Below are 18835 nucleotides of genomic sequence, written 5' to 3'. Positions count from 1 at the left end.
GCCATCGCGAGCAGGCTCGCTCCCACAGAAAAGCCAAGGCCAAAACCGAAGCACTACGGCAATTCCTACAGGGATACGCGTTCCCCTGTGGGAGCGAGCCTGCTCGCGATGGGGCCGGCACATTCAGCATCAACGGCGCCTGACACACCGCCATCGCGAGCAAGCTCGCTCCCACAGAAAAGCCAAGGCCAAAACCGAAGCACTACGGCAATTCCTACAGGGATACGCGTTCCCCTGTGGGAGCGAGCCTGCTCGCGATGGGGCCGGCACATTCAGCATCAATGGCGCCTGACACACCGCCATCGCGAGCAGGCTCGCTCCCGCACGGAGCACCGCAGAACCTCACCGCGTTCTTGCCGGCATTCTTGGCTTCGTACATCGCCTCGTCTGCCAGCTTCACCAACTGTTTCGGGCAATCGCCGTGGTCCGGATAGATGCTCACGCCAATGCTATGCGTGACCGATACCCGATGCCCATCGACCACAATGGGCTCGCCCACCGATATCAGCAGCTTGCGGGCAATCGGCGTGACCTGTTCAATCTCGTGAATGTCTTCCAGCACCATGGCAAATTCATCGCCTCCCAGGCGCGCCACGGTATCGACTTCCCGCAGGCAGCTTTTCAACCGCATCGCGACCGTGGTCAGCGTGCTGTCCCCTACCCCATGGCCCAACCGGTCGTTGATTTCCTTGAAGTGATCCAGGTCCAGAAACAGCACCGCCACCCTTGAGCCCGCACGATGCCCCCGGGCGATGGCTTGCGTCAGCCGCTCAACGAACAGCAAGCGGTTGGGCAGACCGGTCAAGGGGTCGTGGGTTGCCAGATACCCCTGGAACTCCAGTTCCGCATGTTGTTTGGTGATGTCGCTGCAGACAGCCGCGAAATTCAGCTCCGACTCATTGAGGCCGGGAATGGCTGTGATGGACAGCGACTCCAGGTACAGATCGCCGCTCTTCTTGCGGTTCCACACCTTGCCTTCCCAATGGCCCAGGTCCAGCAGCGAACGCCACATCTCGGTGTAGAAATCCATGGTCTGGCGACCGGAACTCCACAGGCTGGGATTCCTGCCCAGCACCTCGGCCTCGGTGTATCCCGTCATTCGAGTGAAGGCCGGATTGACCTTGGTGATGCAGCCGGATCGGTCGGTGATGATCACTCCGTCCCGGGTGCTGTTGAACACCTGATCCACCAGCCACAGATGTTCGCGGGATTTGATCTCGGCCTTGTCGCGCTGTCGCCGCCAGCGCAACGACACCACCAGGCCACCCACACCGCCGATCACACCCAGTACCAGCAGTGCGCCGGCGATCCACAGAATCCGGTGAAAAATCACCTGGCTAAGGTTTGCGAACTGCGACGCCTGCCGGATGTTGGCCTCGATATCTTGCGCGAGCAGGCGGTCCAGTTCATCGAGGAAAGGGATTTTGTCCTGATACCAACTCATCACCTGATCGTAACCGTCAGACTTGAGTCGCCGGTGGCTTTCCCAAATGACTGCGGCGGCAACCGGCAGTTGCTCGCGCAGCTGCTCCGCGATGCGTTTCTCCCCGGGACTGCTGACCCCCTCGGGATAATAAAGCTGCCACTGCCTGGCGATGTTGCTCAGCTCTGCGTTGATTTCCCTGATGAACCCATCGGCATGGATCGGATCGCGAGTCGCGAAAATACGCCACTGCAAGCGCCGCACATTGGCCTGCATCGCCCGAATATTGGCCAGGTGCCCTATCGGCGCCGCATTGCCGTAATACATGACCCGGATATAGCTATCCAGCTGCCTGACCGTTAACAGCCCCCCCAGGATCAGCGCCGATACCACAACAACACAGCAGGCGATGACGACATACACCCTTGCATTGGTTTTCCGGATCAAATAAGTGCGCACTGCAACCACCCCAAACCTGACTTGAATTTTTTCTTATTTACGCAGCGGGATATGATCATTACTCACAATCAACTTCAAAAAACCCGGGGCGGGACGCACATACTCCTTTGAGCGAAAGTTGTGATCCAGCCAGGCATTGAGTTCAAAAAGCCTGACCGGCGACACCCCTGGGTATTCAACGAGCGCTGACGTGATTTCAAACTCCACCTGAGTGCGCGAACTCAGGTTTCTGCTTTCAACATACTGTTTGATGAACCAATTGATATCGCACGTTTCATATTGTGAGATGAATATCGTGCTCAAGCTATCGGGATACTGGGTGCTCAATTCGGGCGCCATTTTCGACTCCTGCCTTTCTTCTGGGGGGCGTAAGGTGAAGCATGAAGCGGTTAAACGGTGAAGCGACCTACCAACCGGTTCAGGTCAGAGGCCAGTGTGGAAAGCTCGCTGCTGGCAATGAAAATCTGATCCGCTGCCGCCGTACTTTGTGCTGAAAGATTGTTGATACTGACCAGATTCACATCGACCGACTTGGCCACTTGCGCCTGTTCTTCCGACGCGGTTGCAATCAGGCAATTACGTTCATTGATGTCCGACACCGCCCTGGTGATTTCCGAGATGGCCACCCCCGCCTCCCGGGCAATTTTCAACGTTGCCATGGCTTCGATATCCGTCTGCTTCATGGACGAAACCGCCGACTCCGAACCCGACTGGACATTCTTGATCATTTGTTCGATTTCTTGCGTCGACACCTGCGTGCGGTGCGCCAGGGCCCGTACCTCGTCCGCCACGACCGCAAAGCCGCGCCCCTGCTCCCCGGCGCGCGCTGCCTCAATGGCCGCATTCAAGGCCAGCAGATTGGTTTGTTCGGCGATGGCCCGGATGACGTCCAGGACCTTGGCGATGTTTTCGGTCTGGGTCGCCAGCTGCTCGATCTCCAGGCTGGTGCCCTGGACGGCCTGGCTCAGGTGTTCGATCGAAGTAATGGTCTCGGTGACTCTGGCCATGCCAACGCGGGCCGAGCTTTCCGATTGCTGGGTCGACACCGATGCCGCCACGGCATTGCGCGCGACCTCTTCGACGGCAGCGGTCATCTGATTGACCGCCGTTGCCGCCAATTCAGTCTCCATGCTCTGTTGCTGCACCCCCGCGTTGGACTCGTGGGTGATGGCGCTCATTTCCTCCGCCGAGGCCGCCAGCAGGGAGGACGAATCGGAAATGTGATGAATCGTGCTTTTCAGGTTGGCGAGCATCTCGGCGGTTGAGGATTGCAGTTCGGAAAACTCATCCTTGCCCGAGACTTCGATAGTCCCGACCAGATCACCCGAGGCGATTTTGCGGGTTGCCGCCAGTACCGCACGCAGTGGAACGATGATGCTGCGGGTAAACACCAGCGTGAGCACAATCGTCACCAGCAGCGCCAACACAATCACGACGATGGTCGCGACGGTACTGTCGTGCGCTTCCGCTCGAGCCTTGTCGCTGGACTTCTCGGCCCGATCGGTCATCAAGCCCTGCAACTCCCCCGTGGACTTCAACAGGGTTTCAGCAGCAGGCGCCGTGGTCGATTTGATGAACTCCACCAGTTCTCTTTGCGTAGCCGTCTTGCCCAATGCGAGGAACTGTTCGACTTTTGCATCGAAGACTTGAGCATTGGCATTGACGACATCAAACCGCGCCTGTTCTTCCGGCCCATAAATCAAGGGAATATAAGCCAGTACTTCCTTCTTCAATTGTTCCTTGAACTTCAATACCTGTTCCGAGCGTTCACTGATTGATTGCGATTCGTTCTGCGCAAACAGCAAGTTGGCAACACGCAACTTATAGGCCGCCAATTCGATGACGCCCGCCTGACGAACGCTCGGCAAACAGTTTTCCTGCAAGTCATTAATTGCCCACTGCACGTTGTCCATGCGCCAGAGTGATTGCCACCCCAGGCCAATGATCAATACACCGGTAATGCCAAAACTTATCAGCGTTCGGGGAACCAGCCGGATATTTCTGATCGACATCTAAGCCACCATCATGATCGAATATTTTGAAAAGCCATCAATAAAACGACACCCGATATCCGGCTCATCATCAGATCGACCACGACAGTACAAGTGAGCTGCGCAGTAAAAACTCAGGACGGATTACAGGATAAATGCCACTCTGGCGAACATTAAGCCCGCAGAGTCTCGCCCAGCCATAAGGCAATCCTGAAAATGGAACTCATGAATGAAAGTGCAGACAGTCGGTGGGAGAAACAACGATTGCTATAACCCGAGGAAATTAAAAACCAGCCTCCCCCTACCTACTTGAACAGATTGGCCGCCAGACAATAGGTAATCAGTTCCTGATCAGTCTCGACTTCCAGTTTGCGCATGGCCGCCACTTTCTGGGTACTGATGGTCTTGGCGCTGCGGTTCTGATCCAGCGCAATGTCACGCAGACTCATGCCGGACACGAACAAGCGCAGGATCTCCAGTTCACGAATGGACAACAGCGCCAAGCGCTCATCCACCTGACGGTTGTCCTCGATCACCGAAGTCTTCTTCACTTCCAGGGTCTTGTAGACGCGCTTCTGGCTCAGGGCATCCAGGGCTCGCTGGATTTCGGCGTGCAACTGACTCTTCTGCACCACCCCGGCAACGCCCAGATCGTAAAGCCGGGAAAGAATCAGGCTGTTGGAGACCATTGTCAGCACCAGTATCTGCGACGACGGAAAATGACGGACCAGATACTGGATCAACTTCAGTCCATCGCCGTAGATGGAGTTCTCGGGCATGTTGTAATCGGTGATGACGATGTCCGGCACCCGATCGTTCAGCAGTTTGATCAAATCGCTGGAACTGACCGCCTCCCCTATCACCTCGAAGCGCTCGTCTCGCTCGACAAGCTCGCGCACGCCCAGCAATACAATGGGGTGATCGTCGGCGATGACTACAGTGATCTTTTGCGTGTTCATTGCGGTTTCCATAAGAATCGGTGACTGCCTTTAAATTGATTTGAGCACATCGCATAGCCGGGTCAGCGCCAGGTCGATTTCAGCGATCAAGGCCGGATCGAACGCCTGCCCGCGCACCTTGTGTTCCAGCTGCCCGAATAGCGTCGACAACTCGTCGGCGCGCACCACCGCCAGCGCACCGCTCACAGAGTGCAGTACCTGGACGGCATCGGCTTGCGCACCCTTGGCCACCGCCGAGCGGATGGCCTCCATGTCCTTTTCCATGGTGCTGTGGAACAGGCGGCGCATGGCGTCCGACAGCACAATGGCAGGCCGGCTGGCCTCCTGCTCCATCAAAGGTGCGCAGCTGACCAATAACGTGTTGTCGGTATTGTTGGCCCCTTTCAGGGGCGCCAGGCTGCCGAGCAGATCGGCCAGACTCAGGGGCTTGACCATCCAGGCGTTCATGCCCGCGGCCTGGCAGCGCTCGCCCTCGTCACGCAACGCGTTGGCGGTAATGCCGATGATCGGCAGGTCTCCATCTTTGGCGCGTATCGTCCGGGCGAGTTCATAGCCGTTGAGTACGGGCATGTTCACATCGCTCAACACGACGTCGAAGCGGTCCTGCTCCCAGATTTGCACCGCTTGCAGACCGTTGCCGGCGACGACGACACTGCAGCCCAGCGCCTCCAGTTGCTCCTTGAGGATAGCCTGATTGATCAGGTTGTCCTCGGCCACCAGCACATGCAGGTTCAGCATCGACAGCGTGTCGCCGGTTGGCGGCGAACGGCGACTGCCGGCCCCATCGGCTGCCATCTGCACGCCTGCGGCAATGGCCCGGATGTGATGGGCGCTGACCCTGAAAACACCCTCATCGACTTCGGGCACCTGCGGCCCTTCGTAATCGCAGACCAGCCGGCTGCCGTTCCAGCTGAGGGGCAATTCACTGCCCCCCAGCACATCCACCAGCAGCACATCGGACAGCAGGCCGTTGGGTCTGGCGGAAATGACCGTCGCACTGGCACCCCACCGGCTCAGCCAGGCGCAGACGTTGTCGGCCAGTTCACGCACCGGCGCGCGAACCTGGACCTGCCGCCCATTGAGCGCGATGTCGCCAGCGCTGGTCCGGCTGGTATCAGGCCGCGCGAAAGGCAGGCTGACGGTGAAACTGCTGCCCAACCCCTGTTCGCTGATGACGGTAATTGCCCCGCCCATCATTTCGACAAACCGGCTGCAAATCGACAGACCGAGGCCGGTGCCGCTGATCAGGTTGCTTGTATGGGCCTGGTAGAACGGCTGGAAAATATGCGTCTGTTGCTCCGGGGTGATGCCAATACCGGTGTCCGCCACCTGAAACTCCAGTGTCAGCTCCGGCCCATCGTCCTTCAGGACACGGCAGCGCAGCACGACACGCCCGATATGGGTGAACTTGATCGCATTGCTGAGCAGGTTATTGAGAATCTGACCGATCTTGACCTCATCGCCCTGCAGCCGGTCCGGAATGTCCGGGTCGATACAGGCATAGATCTGCAAGCCCCTGGAGCGGGCAACGGCAATGTGTGCGCAGACGACGTCTTCAATCAGATCCAGCGGGCTGAAGAACACCGGCTCCAGCGTCAGCTGCCCGGCCTCGATCTTGGCCACATCCAGCACATCGCTGATGATTTGCAGGACCGTCGACGAGGACGTTTGCATGGTGTGCAGATACTCATGCTGGCGCTTGTCCAGCGCAGTCAGGCCCAGCAGCTCAAGGGTGCCCAACACGCCGTAGAGGGGCGTGCGAATCTCGTGGCTCATGGTCGCCAGGAAGATGGTCTTGGCTTCGTTGGCCTTGTCGGCCGCGCGCTTGGCCTGATAAAGCGCGACTGTGCGTTGCTGGTGCTCGGTGACATCGGAGTAGGCACACAGCAGGACGTCCTGCTCCTGATAACGCGTCGACGAATAGCTCACCAGGTAATAACGCCCCTGAAGGGCCATGCAGGCATCGCCGTCTACCGACACACCGGGTTTGCGCAGGGTTTTGACGATCGCCTGGGACACCGCCGGATTCTTTTGCGCGCGCGGGTTCTCGATGACGACCTTGCCGTCGGACTGACGAACCACCACCAGGCCGGCGGGCGCACTTTCGATGATCGCCTGGTTGAAGGCCTGGCTTTCCACCAGTTGCGCCTGGGCATGCCGGGCCGGCATGACGATGCGCGTGCGGTACAGGTGATAGAGCCAGCGAAAGCAGAAAAACAGCAACAGCGACAACCCCAGCAAACGCAGCACGGGCAACGCCACCCAGCGCGCCAGCGCGCCGTAATCGACGAAGTACTGGGCCGCCCAGTGTTCATTGCCGATGGAGTCATTGACGGTGGAAATCACCAGACCGTTGGCGGACCAGGAAAAACCCGCCGGTTGCACAGGCATTTCCAGCTGCCCGGTCAACGCCTCGCCATCGGGGGCGATCAGGGTGAACCGGCCATGAAACGGCAAGTCCGAACCCGGCGTGCTTTCGCTCAACTGGCCAAGATCGAACAACGATGCCACCACCAGATGATCCATGCCGCTGTCCCTGCGGATTTGCCTGGGCGGCAGCGGGCCCGCGACAAACGCCACCACCTGCAGATCGACATCGGGCCGCTTCAGGCCGGGCCGGGTCCAGTGCACCTTGAAGTCTTCCAGCCGGGCGCGGTCCTTCATGGTCTGCCGGGCCAGGTCCCCGGTGATCGTGCTGTAGTTCTGCCGGGTCAGCAGATAGTCGTTGCGAAACCGGCCAATGGCAGGCACGGCGATACTGCCAGCGCTTTCCGGGCTGAAAACGAAGACTTGCGGCGAAAGGAAGTTCGATTGCGCCCAGAACCAGCTGTAGTAGCTGGTCAGGTGCCAGCCCAGGGTCAATACCGAACTCTGCGCCTGCTCCGATTGACCATCTGGCAAGGTGATGGTGAAGGGCAGCGAAAAGGTGCTCTCGGTGACATCGACGATGCGCATGCCGGTTTCGCTCAGCTGCAGTGTCTGGCTGAGACTGGCCGGAGCCCTCGACAATTCATCGGTGGGTGCCGCGAACCTCGCGGCGATCGCTTGCAGAAAACCCTCCTGCTCGCGAACGTTGTCCATCACATGGGCGAAATGCGAGTTGGCCTTTTCCTGTTCGCTGTCGAGCAACAGCGCGACCGCCCGGATATTGGTCACCACCAGCAGGAAAACCAGTCCCAGGGACAACAGCAGGCCGGTGCTCAGGAGCATCGAGCTCCTTGCCAGCGATCCAAAAAGAGTGTCGGCCTTCATCCTGAGTCTCGAAAGTTGTACAGCGCCGCAAATACTGGTTGAACGATAGCCAAGCTTTTCCCGCAGGTGATGCCAGAGGGGTAAACGGCATCAACGACCGGCAGGGACAGGTTCGGCCAACAGACCGGAAAACCGCTGGGGATCGACCGCCCTGGAAATAAGGAAGCCTTGTGCCTGATCGCAATGCAGACGACTGAGCAACGCCAGTTCTTCTGGGGTTTCCACCCCTTCGGCCACCACGTTGAGCCCGAGCTTTTTACCCAGCGTCACAATGCTCGCCAGTGCCGCTTCCAGGTTTTCATTCTCGACGCAGCCATACACCAGCGAGCGATCGATCTTGAGCTCGGTGAACGGCGTGGACACCAGGTTGAAGTAAGAGCTGTAGCCCTTGCCGAAGTCATCCTGGGCCAGACCGAAGCCTTTGAAGCGAAGGCGGCAGACACCGGAAAAATAGCGCCCGAGTTTTTTCGTCGCCGAACTTTCCATCAGCTCAAAGCCGATGCTCGAAGGCTGCCCGCCTTCCTTGACCACCAGCTCGTACAAACGGTCCGGCAAGTCATCGTCATCCAGCAGGTGGGTCGGCAGATTGATCGTCACGGGAATGTCGTAACCCTGGCTGCGCCAGATGGATTGAGCCTTGAGTGTTTGCGTCACGAACTGCATCAACAGCGCGTCCTCCAGATCATGGCGAATGATGCCGGGCAGAAAGTCCCTGGGCAGCAACACCCCGAGGGTCGGGTGGTTCCATCTGGCCAGCGCCTCGGCCGCCACGATCTGCCCGCTCGCCAGGGACTTTTTCGGCTGAAACCACGGCTGTATCTGCCCGGAGCTGATGGCATGGCTGAGCTCGGCAGCGCTGTGCTCCTCGGGTGCCCTGGCAGTGGCGGACAGGTCCGAACCAAAGGCCACCAGCTTCTCGAGCAACTTGCGCAAGGCCGCCGGACTCACCGGCTTGGTGATTTGCCCCAACACTTTGAAGCCGAGGCTTTTCGCCGCCAGGCTGGCGCTGACCATCATGCGCCCGGTGGCGGTACTCATGAACGCCAGGGCCGGCTTTTGCTTGAGTTCACTCAGTTTCTGCACCAGCTGCACACCGTCCATGCCCGGCATCATCAGGTCGCTGAGGATCAAATCGAAGGTCTGGCTTTCAAGCAGTTCCAGCGCCTCCTTGCCATTGAAGGCCGACTGGATGCACACGCCGCCAAGGGCGCCGAGCAATTCCAGCAAGTACTGATGCTGAAAGAGGTGATCTTCGACAACCAGAATGTTAAATGCCACCGAGGCTCACCCTTCCGTATTGTTGCAAGCAGTTGAACAGCGCACCCAGCCCGAACGGTTTCACCAACAACTGCTGCATGCCGGCACCGAAACAGCGGTCGCCTTCATCGCGCATGGCATTGGCCGTTGCGCCCACGATGGGCGTCTCACAACCCAGGCTGCGAAGTTTCCTGGCCAACTCGTAGCCATTCATTCCGGGCATGTTGATGTCGGTCAGCACCACGTCGAAACTGTCCTTTTCCCAGAGCGCCAAGGCCTCGCAACCATCTCCCGCCAGCGCGACCTGGCAACCCAGCTCCTCCAGCTGATCCTTGAGTATCAATTGATTGATCACGTTGTCTTCGGCCACCAGGACTTTCAGATCCAGCTTGTCGGGCGCCCCGGCCTCGATGAGCCCTTGAGGTAAAGCCAGGACTCCCTGCGCCTGATTGAGGGTTTCAAACAGACCGCCCAGATCATTCAGCTCCACAAACCACTGGTTGGCGGACGGTTGTTCTTGTGGGTCGGCCTGCGGACTGACGATGATTCGCGCCCCGCTCCACTGCGGGCACAGGTTCTGCCGCTCGTAGGGATAGACTTCGATCAACACGGACTCGTGATCGACAACACCAGCGGCAGGCTTGCCAATCAGGGTTTTCGCCCCCCAGCGCCGAGACCAGCTGGCAACGTATTCGGCCATTTCCAGCGCCGGGGAGTACACGTAAACCGGCTTGTGCAACACCACGGGCGAGGCCGTCGCCTGCGCCGGGCCACTGACACTTTCCAGCGCGACATTGAGGGTGAAACTGCTGCCCAGGCCTGGGCTGCTGACCACCCGGATGCGGCCACTCATCAGCTCCGCCAGGCGCTGGCAAATCGACAGGCCCAGACCGGTCCCGGCGATGACATTCGCCTTGCTGCCGGTCTGATAAAACGGATCGAACAAAAAGGCCTGGTCTTCCTGGGAGATACCAGGACCACTGTCCGACACCTGCCACTGCAGCTCGACCCGCTGCGCGTTGATCGAAGCCACTTTGACGTGCACGACGACCTGTCCGCTATCGGTGAACTTCACCGCGTTACTGAGCAGGTTGTTCAAGATCTGGCGGATGCGGCTCAGGTCTCCGCGCAGCATCGTCGGGATGGCCGGATCGATGTAGGAGTACAGCGTCAGGCCCTTGCTGCGCGCCGCGCCGAGGTAGCTTTGCACGACGCCGCTGACCAGTTCGATCGGCGAGAACTCACGAACCTCGAGGGCCAGTTGCCCGGCTTCGATCTTGGCCACATCCAGTACGTCGCACACCAGGTTCAACAGGGTGGAGGACGAGCTTTCGATGGCGTGCAGATAGGCCTTCTGTGGCGCCTTCAGGTCTGTCTTGCCCAGCAATTCCAGGGTGCCCAGCACGCCGTAAAGTGGCGTGCGGATTTCATGACTCATGGTGGCCAGGAACAGCGTCTTGGCCTCGTTGGCCGCATCCGCCATTTGCTTGGCCATGGCCAGCGCGGCTTCGATCTGCATGCGCGAGCTGATGTCACTGAAGGCACAGAACAGCACGTCTTCGCCGTTGTAGCGAGTAGGCACGAAGCTCAGATAAAGATGGCGACCGTTGCCGGCCTGGAATTCATCGGTACGGTTGGTTTCGTTTTCATCGAAGGCCTGCTCGATCCAGCCGTGGCACAGTCGCTCGCGCTCGTTGCACTCACCCAGCCATTGCTCGGACAGGCGGTTTTCCAGCACCACCTGACCGTCCGAGCGGCGCAAAACGCACAAGGCCACCGGGGCGGTCTGGATCACCGCGCGACTGAAGGCCTCGCTTTCGATCAACGCATCGATGCGCTGGGTCGCCGGCGTGATCAGCCGCCGCTCGATGCGTGAGACCAGTCGATAGACCAGCGTCGCGATGATCGAAATCAGCAGGATGGAGATTGCCAATGGCCAGGCCAGCACGTTGAGCAACGATGAGAGATCGATCCCGTAGAAGATCTTCCAGTTCGAATACCCCAGTTGTTTACGCATCACCAGCCGATCAGGCACCCAGCCGTCGCCGGCGAACCCGAAGTTCTGCCCCAGTTCGAGTCTCATCGGCACAGGTGCAAACTGGTCGAGCCGCACGCTGCTCATCATCACGTCGCCATTGGGATTGAGCATCACGAACTGCCCGGCCGAGTCGTCATGCAAGGTATTGGAGACGTCCGCCGCATCCATCTCCATGCCGATCCAGCCCGATTGCGGCCGATGGGCGTCCACCGGGGCAAACACGTACAAACGGGCCGGCTTTGATGCTTGATCGCTGAGCCAGACTTCCTGGGCGGTGCCCGGCACCTGACCGTTGAAACCATGCAATCGGCGGACGATGTCGGCAGAAATGGGCGCACTCGGGGTAAAGGATTGACTGACGTAGCCCGGCCGGGAATCGGGGCTCTGCGCGACGAACACCAGATTGATGCGGTTCTGCCGCAGAAAGTCGGTAATGCCCTCGGACAGGTACAGATCGAATTCGGCAGAAGCGCCGGCTCTCGAATGTACAGGGTCGGCTTCGTTGATTTCGCCGGAGGCATTGGCAGCGGAAAGCACCAGGCACCTGAGCAGTACCTCGCGCTGGGTGAAAAACACCCGCGCATTGGTAATGGCGTCGCTCATGTAGCCCTGTCGACGGGAAATTTCACTGTTGAACACCGAGCCGACCGTGATGATCGCACCGGCGATCATTCCCAGCACCAGCAGCTGCGCGAACAGGCGCAACAGCCTGCGCGCGGCTTTGGGCGTGGAGAAATAGGCGTCGGCGGGCTGGAGGAACTGCTTGAGTTTCATGACGCAAGGGTACGAGCCGCACCCGGCCGCCAACCATCAGCCAATCCTGAAAATTCGAGCGTTGATTCTCAACTCCAACGGTGATCGATGCGCATCACCTCAGCTCGCCGTGACCGTTGGCGGGCTGTACCGGCTCAGGCTGCCCTCCGGCCCCAGCAACTGGGCCATGGAGTGCTGATGTTCGGCCTGCATGTGATTGGTGAAAAGGCTGATCAGATCGAGGGTCGCCGGGCCGACTTTTTCACCGCAATACAGCACCGCCGCAAAGCGCCCCATGATCTCGGCGTTGAGGCGGAATCGCTCACGCAAATCATGGGGAGGGGTTTGTTTGTCGACATCCTTGAAAATCACGGGAATCACCGCAGCGCCAATAGCGTCGATCAATTCTTTTATATCCAAATCCACTATTTTCATTGCAGCCCCCTTTTCAAGGCCCGATCGGCCCGTTCAATCAACAGGTTCACATTCAAGCCGGCACTCGCCCGTTGGCTGTGCCGGGGTGATCAGCGCAAGAGCATGACCGTGATGGCGCCGCCGAGCGCGGCACCAATCACGGCAGCCGTTCCGACGATCAGCACCACACGCTCCATGACCGCTCGCAGGAGCCTGCGCGTCTGCTTTTCCAGGCGCTCCATCGAGGCGCGCTGCTTGATCTCCGCCAGGTTCAGCACACCGCACAGCTGACGGTGGGCCTGCACCAGCTCCTCGTTGGCTGACAGCATGTTCACGCCAAGATTGCTGGCCGCCTCGGCCACCGACCTCTCGAGCGCGGCGGCATGCACCGTTGCCCTCCTGATTTGAGCCACGATCTCTTTCGCCTCGATCAACACCTCCTGGGCAGCAGGTTCTTCTTTCAGCAGTGGCTCGCTCATTGTCATCACCTCCATTTACATCAATCCGGATGGAGTTTATTGAAGCGAAAATCAGCAAACCATCAGGTAACCCTTAAACCTGTCAGCGCACGGGTTCAATATTGCTCACGCCTTCACACATCAACAGACAGGTCACACCGTCCGGGCTTTGCGCTTGTGCAATCAACGGACCCTGCACTTCGTCGCAATTGAGTCGCTTGAGCAGCGCCAGTTCTTGCGGCGTCGCGACGCCCTCGCCAATGACGGTCAGCCCCAATTGCTGGCTTTCCGAAACAATGCAGGCCAACGATGCTTCCAGCTTCGCGTTATTGACAGCGCTGCGCACCAGCGCGGTAAAAATCAGGACGTCGGTAAAGGGCGTCAGTTTCAGGTTCAGGCAGCCTCGGTAACCCTGACCGAAGTCATCATGGGTCACGGCAAAACCCTTGGTCCGTAACTGGTAGATCGGCTCGAGGTAGTGGATCAGCGCTTCTCTCTTCGATGTCCGGACCAGCTCCAACCCGATGCACTCGGCCTGGCCCTTGCGGCCAACGACAAGCGCGTGCAACCAATCCGTAAAATCGATGCGCTCCAACAGCGAAACGGGCAACTTGATCCATACCGGCACGTTGTAGCCTGACGCCCGCCACGCGCGTTGTGCGCTGATGACCTGGTCGAGCATGTCCAGCACAAACGCTTCGACAAATTCATCGCCGGTATCGACGGACAAAACCTGCGTCGATGCCAGCCAGCCCGATTGCGGATGAGCCATCAAGGCGACAGCCCTGGCGGCGGTGATGCGTCCCGAGCGCAAATTCTTCCTCGGCTCAAAACGCACCTTAACCTGTACCTTGCGCAATGCCCCCAGCAGTACTTCCGGGTCGTAAGCAACAGGCTCCGTTTGTGCGGCGGCATCCCAGTCGTCACACCGAAGGTGCAGGTTGCGCAAGTCGATGACGTCGGCAGGTTTGGAAACCATGCCCACGACCGCAAAGCCGAGATTCCTCGCTGTCAGGCTCGCCTTGACCCATCGTCGCCTGCCCGTCTGATCGATGATGGCCAGGGCCGGTTTTTTCCTCGAAGCGACCAACTTCTGCAGGAACTGCTCACCCTCCGTGCCAGACAGGGTCAAGCCACTGAGCACCATGTCGATCGAATGGCTATCGAACAACTCGAGCGCCTCGCGCCCGTTGCGGGCAGCTCTGAAAACTGCGTCCTGCATGTTGTTCTGGAGCGCATGCAGAAACCGGTCCGTTATTCCCTCCCCGCCGATAACCAGGATGTTGTAAGACACAAACGTATTCCTTCACCCGTCCTGCGACCACGGTGGGCATATCCCTGTGTTCGATCCGGTGAATTTTCTTTCATGGTTTTTTGAGAAGCCATCAGAGGATCCTTAAAAGGCGCCCCTTGTAGGAGCGAACCTGTCCGCGATGGTCTTCAACGATAACGCTGGCAACCTGAATGCCCGCGGTGTCTGGACCTCCATCGCGAGCAGGCTCGCTCCTACAGTGGATTGTGTTGCCCTACTTGAACAACCCGGCATTGGCCGCCAGCACCTCATCGGCGCACTGCGCATCCAGATCGCCGCCCGGGGCGCCTGCCACTCCTATGGCACCGATGACGACGTCGCCGGCCTTGACCGGCACACCGCCACCCAGCAGCAGGTAACCCGGAATGTCGGTCAGGTTGGCTGCCCCCGGATTTTTCTGCGAGTTCTGCATGATGGTCAGGGTCGGGGTCTTGGCCGATGCCGAGGTGAAGGCCTTGGCGCGGCTGGCGTCGATGGTGTGGGGGCCGGCATTGTCGGCGCGGGCGAAGGCTTTCAATACGCCTGCGCGGTCCACCACCGCGGCGCTGACGTTGTAACCCTTGGCCTGGCAGGCGGCGAGCGCGGCCGTTACCAGCTTCTGGGCGTCGGCCGTGGAGATATTGCTTTCGGTGAGCACCGCCGCGTTGGCTGTGCCGGCAAGGGTCAGGGTGCAAAGCAGTGCTGCAAGAGAGAAACGAGTCATGTTGAACGTCCTCGGTTGGATTAATCGTCAAGGCGTGTCGCAGGTTTTGTTAATCCTAGTCGGGATATGCGCAGCTACCTTACGCCCGACCGAGGCAAGCCCCTTGTGGGAGCGAGCCTGCTCGCGATGGACGTCAACGATAACGCGGGCATTCAGGCTACCCGCGTTATCGTTGACGTCCATCGCGAGCAGGCTCGCTCCTACAGGTAGAGGTTGGCCTCAGGCGGCGAAGCCACCGTCGATCAGCAGGTCGGCGCCGGTGACGAAGGCCGCTTCGGGGCTTGCCAGGTACGACACCATCGCGGCGATTTCATCGGCCTTGCCGTGGCGACGGATCGCCATCAGGTCGTGCAGGCCGGCGCCGAACTCGCTGTGCTCCGGGTTCATGTCGGTATCCACCGGGCCGGGTGCCACGTTGTTGATGGTGATGCCCCGTGGACCCAGGTCGCGGGCCAGGCCTTTGACCAGACCGATCAACGCCGATTTGCTCATGGCGTAGGCGGCGCCACCGGCGAACGGCATGCGCTGGCCGTTGGTGCTGCCGATGTTGATGATCCGCCCGCCGTCCTTCATATGTTTGGCCGCGGCCTTCGCGGCGACGAACACGGCGCGCACGTTGACGTCCAGGGTGCGGTCGAAATCTTCCAGGGAGAAGTCTTCCAGCAGGCCGGTGATCAGCACGCCGGCACTGTTGACCAGAATGTCCAGGCGGCCGAAACGCTCGGCGACGCTGTCGATGGCCTGGGTCAGGCCAACGGGATCGGAGGCGTCTGCCTTGATCGCAATGGCCTGGCCGCCGCTGGCCTTGATTTCCTCGACCAGGGCTTCGGCGGCGATGGCCGATGCCAGGTAGCCGATGGCGACGGTTGCACCTTCGCGAGCCAGGCGGCGTGCGGTGGCGGCGCCGATGCCGCGGGAACCGCCGTTGATGAAAGCGACTTTGCCGTTGAGTTGAGTGGTCATGATGTCTTCCTTCCCGATTGGGCCTGTTTAGGTTGGGTGTGGCTGGTTGGTGAACACATCATGTTCGTCGTGACTTGTTCTCGGTAGTCGCTAAACTGAGGAATCAGTTTCAACCAATGGTATAAGGTGCAGCCCATGACAACCGAACTCGGCAGCTATCTGGATGCCTTCATTTGCGCCGCCGACGAGGGCAGCTTCTCGGCGGCGGCGCGGCGCATGGGGCTCACGCCGGCAGCGGTGAGCAAAAGCGTGGCCCAGCTGGAAGCCCGGCTGGGGGTGCGCCTGTTCCAGCGCAGTACCCGCAGCCTGGCGCTGACCTCCGAAGGCGAGCGCCTGTATGGGCAAGTGAAGCTCCCCTGGAGCGAGATCGGCGATGCCCTGACCGACCTGCGCCAGGGCGCCGGCAAGCCGGCCGGCACGCTGAAGGTGTCACTGGCCTATACCGTGGGCCGCGAATACTTCGTGCCGATGATGAACGAGTTTGTGCGCCGCTATCCGGACGTGGTGCCCGACCTGCATTTCGATAACCGCCAGGTCGACCTGATCACCGAGGGGTTCGACGTTGCCATCGGCGGCGGCCTCGAATTGACCGACGCCCTGATTGCCCGCGAACTGGCGCGCCTGCGCATCGCACTGGTGGCTTCACCGGCTTATCTGCAGGAGCATCCGGCACCTGCGCACCCACTGGAACTGACCCGACATCGTGGGTTGCTGCGCCGCCTGCTCAGCACCGGGCGGCTGGCGCCGTGGACCTTGAAAAACGACGCCGGCGAAGAAGTGGTGGCCAGCGTGCGGCCGGTGATGGTGCTGGACGACCCGGAAGCCATCGCCCGCGCGGCGGCCAGCGGCATGGGCATCGCCATGTTGCCGCTGCCCCATGCCCTGCCGCTGCTGGAGCGCGGCGAACTGGTGCGGGTGCTGCCCGAGTGGTATGCCGATGCCTCGCCGCTGACGATCTACTACACCAGTCGCAAACTGCTGCCGGCCAAGGTGCGGGCGTTCGTGGAGTACATCGTCGAAGAGTTTCGTGCCAGCGGGAGAGCGGCGCGCTTCGCGCAGAAGTGAAGCCGTTCCCAGGTCCGTATGAGGCGACGACGGGCAATTCATCGCCTGGTCTGTTTGCTGTCATGAAATGAAAAGCGTTTGTCGCCCAATGCAAGGTCGACACCGGCAAATTCCGCGTAGAAAAAAGCCGCCAGCCGTATCGGGACCGGGCAGATCGGCGCGCCCGGCTTCTGGCTGACAGGCCGCGCTGATACTAATAATTCGAAAAGGAATCGCACCCCGATGCGTGTGAATTTGCCCATAACCGAGCATGAACGAGTCTTTCCCGCCGACCAGCGCTTGATCTCCACGACCGACCTGGACAGCCGCATCACTTACTGCAACGATGCCTTCGTCGCCATCAGCGGTTTCAGCCATGACGAACTGGTGGGCCAGCCCCATAACCTGGTTCGCCACCCCGACATGCCACCGGGGGTGTTCATCCACATGTGGCACACCATCAAGCAAGGCAAGCCCTGGATGGGGATTGTCAAAAACCGCGCGAAGAATGGTGATTTCTATTGGGTCAGTGCGTACGTCACGCCCATCTATGAAAACGGCCGCCTCAGCGGTTACGAATCGGTTCGCTCGATACCCAGCCGTGACCAGGTGCGTCGGGCCTCGGCGCTCTATGCCAGGATGCGCACCGGCAAGCCCATCGTTGCGCTGAGCGCGCGTCTGCTGCGGCCGCTGAAACACGGCTGGCCCTTGTGGGTCGCCGGCGCCGCTTCACTGGCCAGCGATCAGTGGCTGCCGGGCGCCGCGGCTCAAGGCGTGCTGGTGGCGAGCCTGATCACGGCCTGGTACCTGATCGAATCCCGTCAGCGCAAAGCCATCGAATGCACGCTGGCCGAGCATCCGAAAGCCTTTGCCGATCCGCTGGTGGCGCTCACCTTCAGTGATAACCACGGCCCTCAAGGGCGACTGGACATGGCCATGCTCAGTGAGGATGCGCGCCTGCAGACCGCCTTGTCCCGACTGGTGGATGCCGGGGTCAGCGTGAAAGACAAGGCCGCGCAGTCATCGAAACTTGCCGGCTCGCAGGCACAGTTGCTCGATCGCCAGCGCAGCGAAACCGATCAGTCCGCCGCGGCCATTTCGCAGATGGCGGCGACCAATCAGCAGGTCACGCAAAACGTCCTCAGCACCGCTCATGCCGCCAACGAAGCCGACCAGTTGACCCGCGACGGCGCGCAGCTGGCCGAGCAGAGCCTGCAGGCCATGCAAACCATGAACGAGGCGGTCAATGAAATCGCCCAGGCGGTCAACACCCTGGCGAGCGAGACGCAAGCGATCGGCAGTGTCGTCGATGTCATCACCGCCATCGCCGAACAGACCAACCTCCTGGCACTCAATGCGGCGATCGAGGCAGCCCGGGCCGGCGAGCAGGGTCGAGGGTTTGCGGTGGTCGCCGACGAAGTGCGCTCGCTGGCACAACGTACCCGCACTTCCACCGAGCAGATCCACGGCATCATCACTTCACTGCACCTGGGCGCCGATCGCGCCGTCTCGACGGCCAGTCGCGGCGAGCAGATTTCCCGCGACAGCATGCAGCGTGTGGAGGCGGTGCAGACGGCGCTGGTGGGCATCCGCCAGGCCGTCAGCCGCATCACCGACATGAGCCAGCAGATGGCCTCGGCCTCGGAAGAGCAAAGCCAGGTGACCGAAGATATCAATCAGCAGATCACCCGCATCGCCCAGCTCTGTGAGCACAGCGCCGGGCAGGCCGGGCAAGGCGCGGCGATCAGTCAGGACCTGGAAGCCATGGCCGATTACCTGCATGGCCTGGCGGAGCGCTTCAACCGATAG

The 18835-nt window shown here is 60.3% G+C and carries 13 protein-coding genes and 2 pseudogenes; 2 read left to right on the top strand and 13 right to left on the bottom strand.

The genetic code is table 11. The features are described from left to right. Nucleotides 1-214: 214 nt before the first annotated feature. The 13 genes and pseudogenes from DKY63_RS31070 to DKY63_RS31015 all read right to left on the bottom strand — a co-directional run bounded on the left by DKY63_RS31070 (nt 215) and on the right by DKY63_RS31015 (nt 15982). On the bottom strand, nt 215-1882 hold the full coding sequence (locus DKY63_RS31070; RefSeq protein ID WP_162634945.1) for a diguanylate cyclase domain-containing protein: 1668 nt from the start codon (nt 1880-1882) through the stop codon (nt 215-217). A gap of 33 nt (nt 1883-1915) precedes the next feature. Next, nucleotides 1916-2221: a hypothetical protein gene (locus tag DKY63_RS31065; RefSeq protein WP_110967632.1), complete on the bottom strand. Its 306-nt coding sequence runs from the start codon at nt 2219-2221 to the stop codon at nt 1916-1918. A gap of 50 nt (nt 2222-2271) precedes the next feature. Next, a pseudogene (locus DKY63_RS33230) lies at nt 2272-3081 on the bottom strand (methyl-accepting chemotaxis protein); the annotation flags it as partial. Between the two features lie 51 nt (nt 3082-3132). Beyond that, nucleotides 3133-3894: pseudogene (locus DKY63_RS33225) on the bottom strand (MCP four helix bundle domain-containing protein); the annotation flags it as partial. Nucleotides 3895-4178: 284 nt separating this feature from the next. Next, nucleotides 4179-4832, bottom strand: coding sequence for a response regulator (locus tag DKY63_RS31055; RefSeq protein WP_110967630.1), 654 nt, complete (start codon nt 4830-4832; stop codon nt 4179-4181). Nucleotides 4833-4862: 30 nt separating this feature from the next. Beyond that, nucleotides 4863-8042, bottom strand: a complete 3180-nt coding sequence (locus DKY63_RS31050) for a hybrid sensor histidine kinase/response regulator (protein WP_239499351.1) — start codon at nt 8040-8042, stop codon at nt 4863-4865. Nucleotides 8043-8174: 132 nt separating this feature from the next. Next, nucleotides 8175-9362 carry an EAL domain-containing response regulator gene (locus DKY63_RS31045; RefSeq protein ID WP_110967628.1) on the bottom strand — a complete coding sequence of 396 codons (1188 nt, stop codon included), beginning with the start codon at nt 9360-9362 and terminating at the stop codon, nt 8175-8177. After that, nucleotides 9352-12153: an ATP-binding protein gene (locus tag DKY63_RS31040; protein WP_110967627.1), complete on the bottom strand. Its 2802-nt coding sequence runs from the start codon at nt 12151-12153 to the stop codon at nt 9352-9354. The genes DKY63_RS31045 and DKY63_RS31040 overlap by 11 nt, the downstream gene beginning before the upstream one ends. Nucleotides 12154-12252: 99 nt before the next feature. Next, on the bottom strand, nt 12253-12567 hold the full coding sequence (locus tag DKY63_RS31035; RefSeq protein WP_110967626.1) for a hypothetical protein: 315 nt from the start codon (nt 12565-12567) through the stop codon (nt 12253-12255). Between the two features lie 89 nt (nt 12568-12656). Next, the gene (locus DKY63_RS31030; protein ID WP_110967625.1) at nt 12657-13025 is read right to left on the bottom strand and encodes a hypothetical protein; all 369 of its coding nucleotides are present in this window, start codon (nt 13023-13025) and stop codon (nt 12657-12659) included. Between the two features lie 82 nt (nt 13026-13107). Continuing rightward, nucleotides 13108-14298 carry an EAL domain-containing protein gene (locus DKY63_RS31025; protein WP_110967624.1) on the bottom strand — a complete coding sequence of 397 codons (1191 nt, stop codon included), beginning with the start codon at nt 14296-14298 and terminating at the stop codon, nt 13108-13110. Nucleotides 14299-14530: 232 nt separating this feature from the next. Next, nucleotides 14531-15019 carry a GlcG/HbpS family heme-binding protein gene (locus tag DKY63_RS31020; protein ID WP_110967623.1) on the bottom strand — a complete coding sequence of 163 codons (489 nt, stop codon included), beginning with the start codon at nt 15017-15019 and terminating at the stop codon, nt 14531-14533. A gap of 219 nt (nt 15020-15238) precedes the next feature. After that, nucleotides 15239-15982, bottom strand: a complete 744-nt coding sequence (locus tag DKY63_RS31015) for an SDR family oxidoreductase (RefSeq protein WP_110967622.1) — start codon at nt 15980-15982, stop codon at nt 15239-15241. A 135-nt stretch (nt 15983-16117) separates the two neighbouring features. Here DKY63_RS31015 and DKY63_RS31010 point away from each other — a divergent pair, with 135 nt between their 5' ends. Further along, nucleotides 16118-17047 carry a LysR family transcriptional regulator gene (locus tag DKY63_RS31010; protein ID WP_110967621.1) on the top strand — a complete coding sequence of 310 codons (930 nt, stop codon included), beginning with the start codon at nt 16118-16120 and terminating at the stop codon, nt 17045-17047. Nucleotides 17048-17269: 222 nt separating this feature from the next. Beyond that, on the top strand, nt 17270-18835 hold the full coding sequence (locus tag DKY63_RS31005) for a methyl-accepting chemotaxis protein (RefSeq protein ID WP_110967620.1): 1566 nt from the start codon (nt 17270-17272) through the stop codon (nt 18833-18835).

Source organism: Pseudomonas putida (genome assembly GCF_003228315.1).
GTDB classification, from domain to species: Bacteria; Pseudomonadota; Gammaproteobacteria; order Pseudomonadales; family Pseudomonadaceae; genus Aquipseudomonas; species Aquipseudomonas putida_S.
Note: the sequence above shows the minus strand (reverse complement) of the source record. Positions and strands in the feature narration are given on the sequence as shown.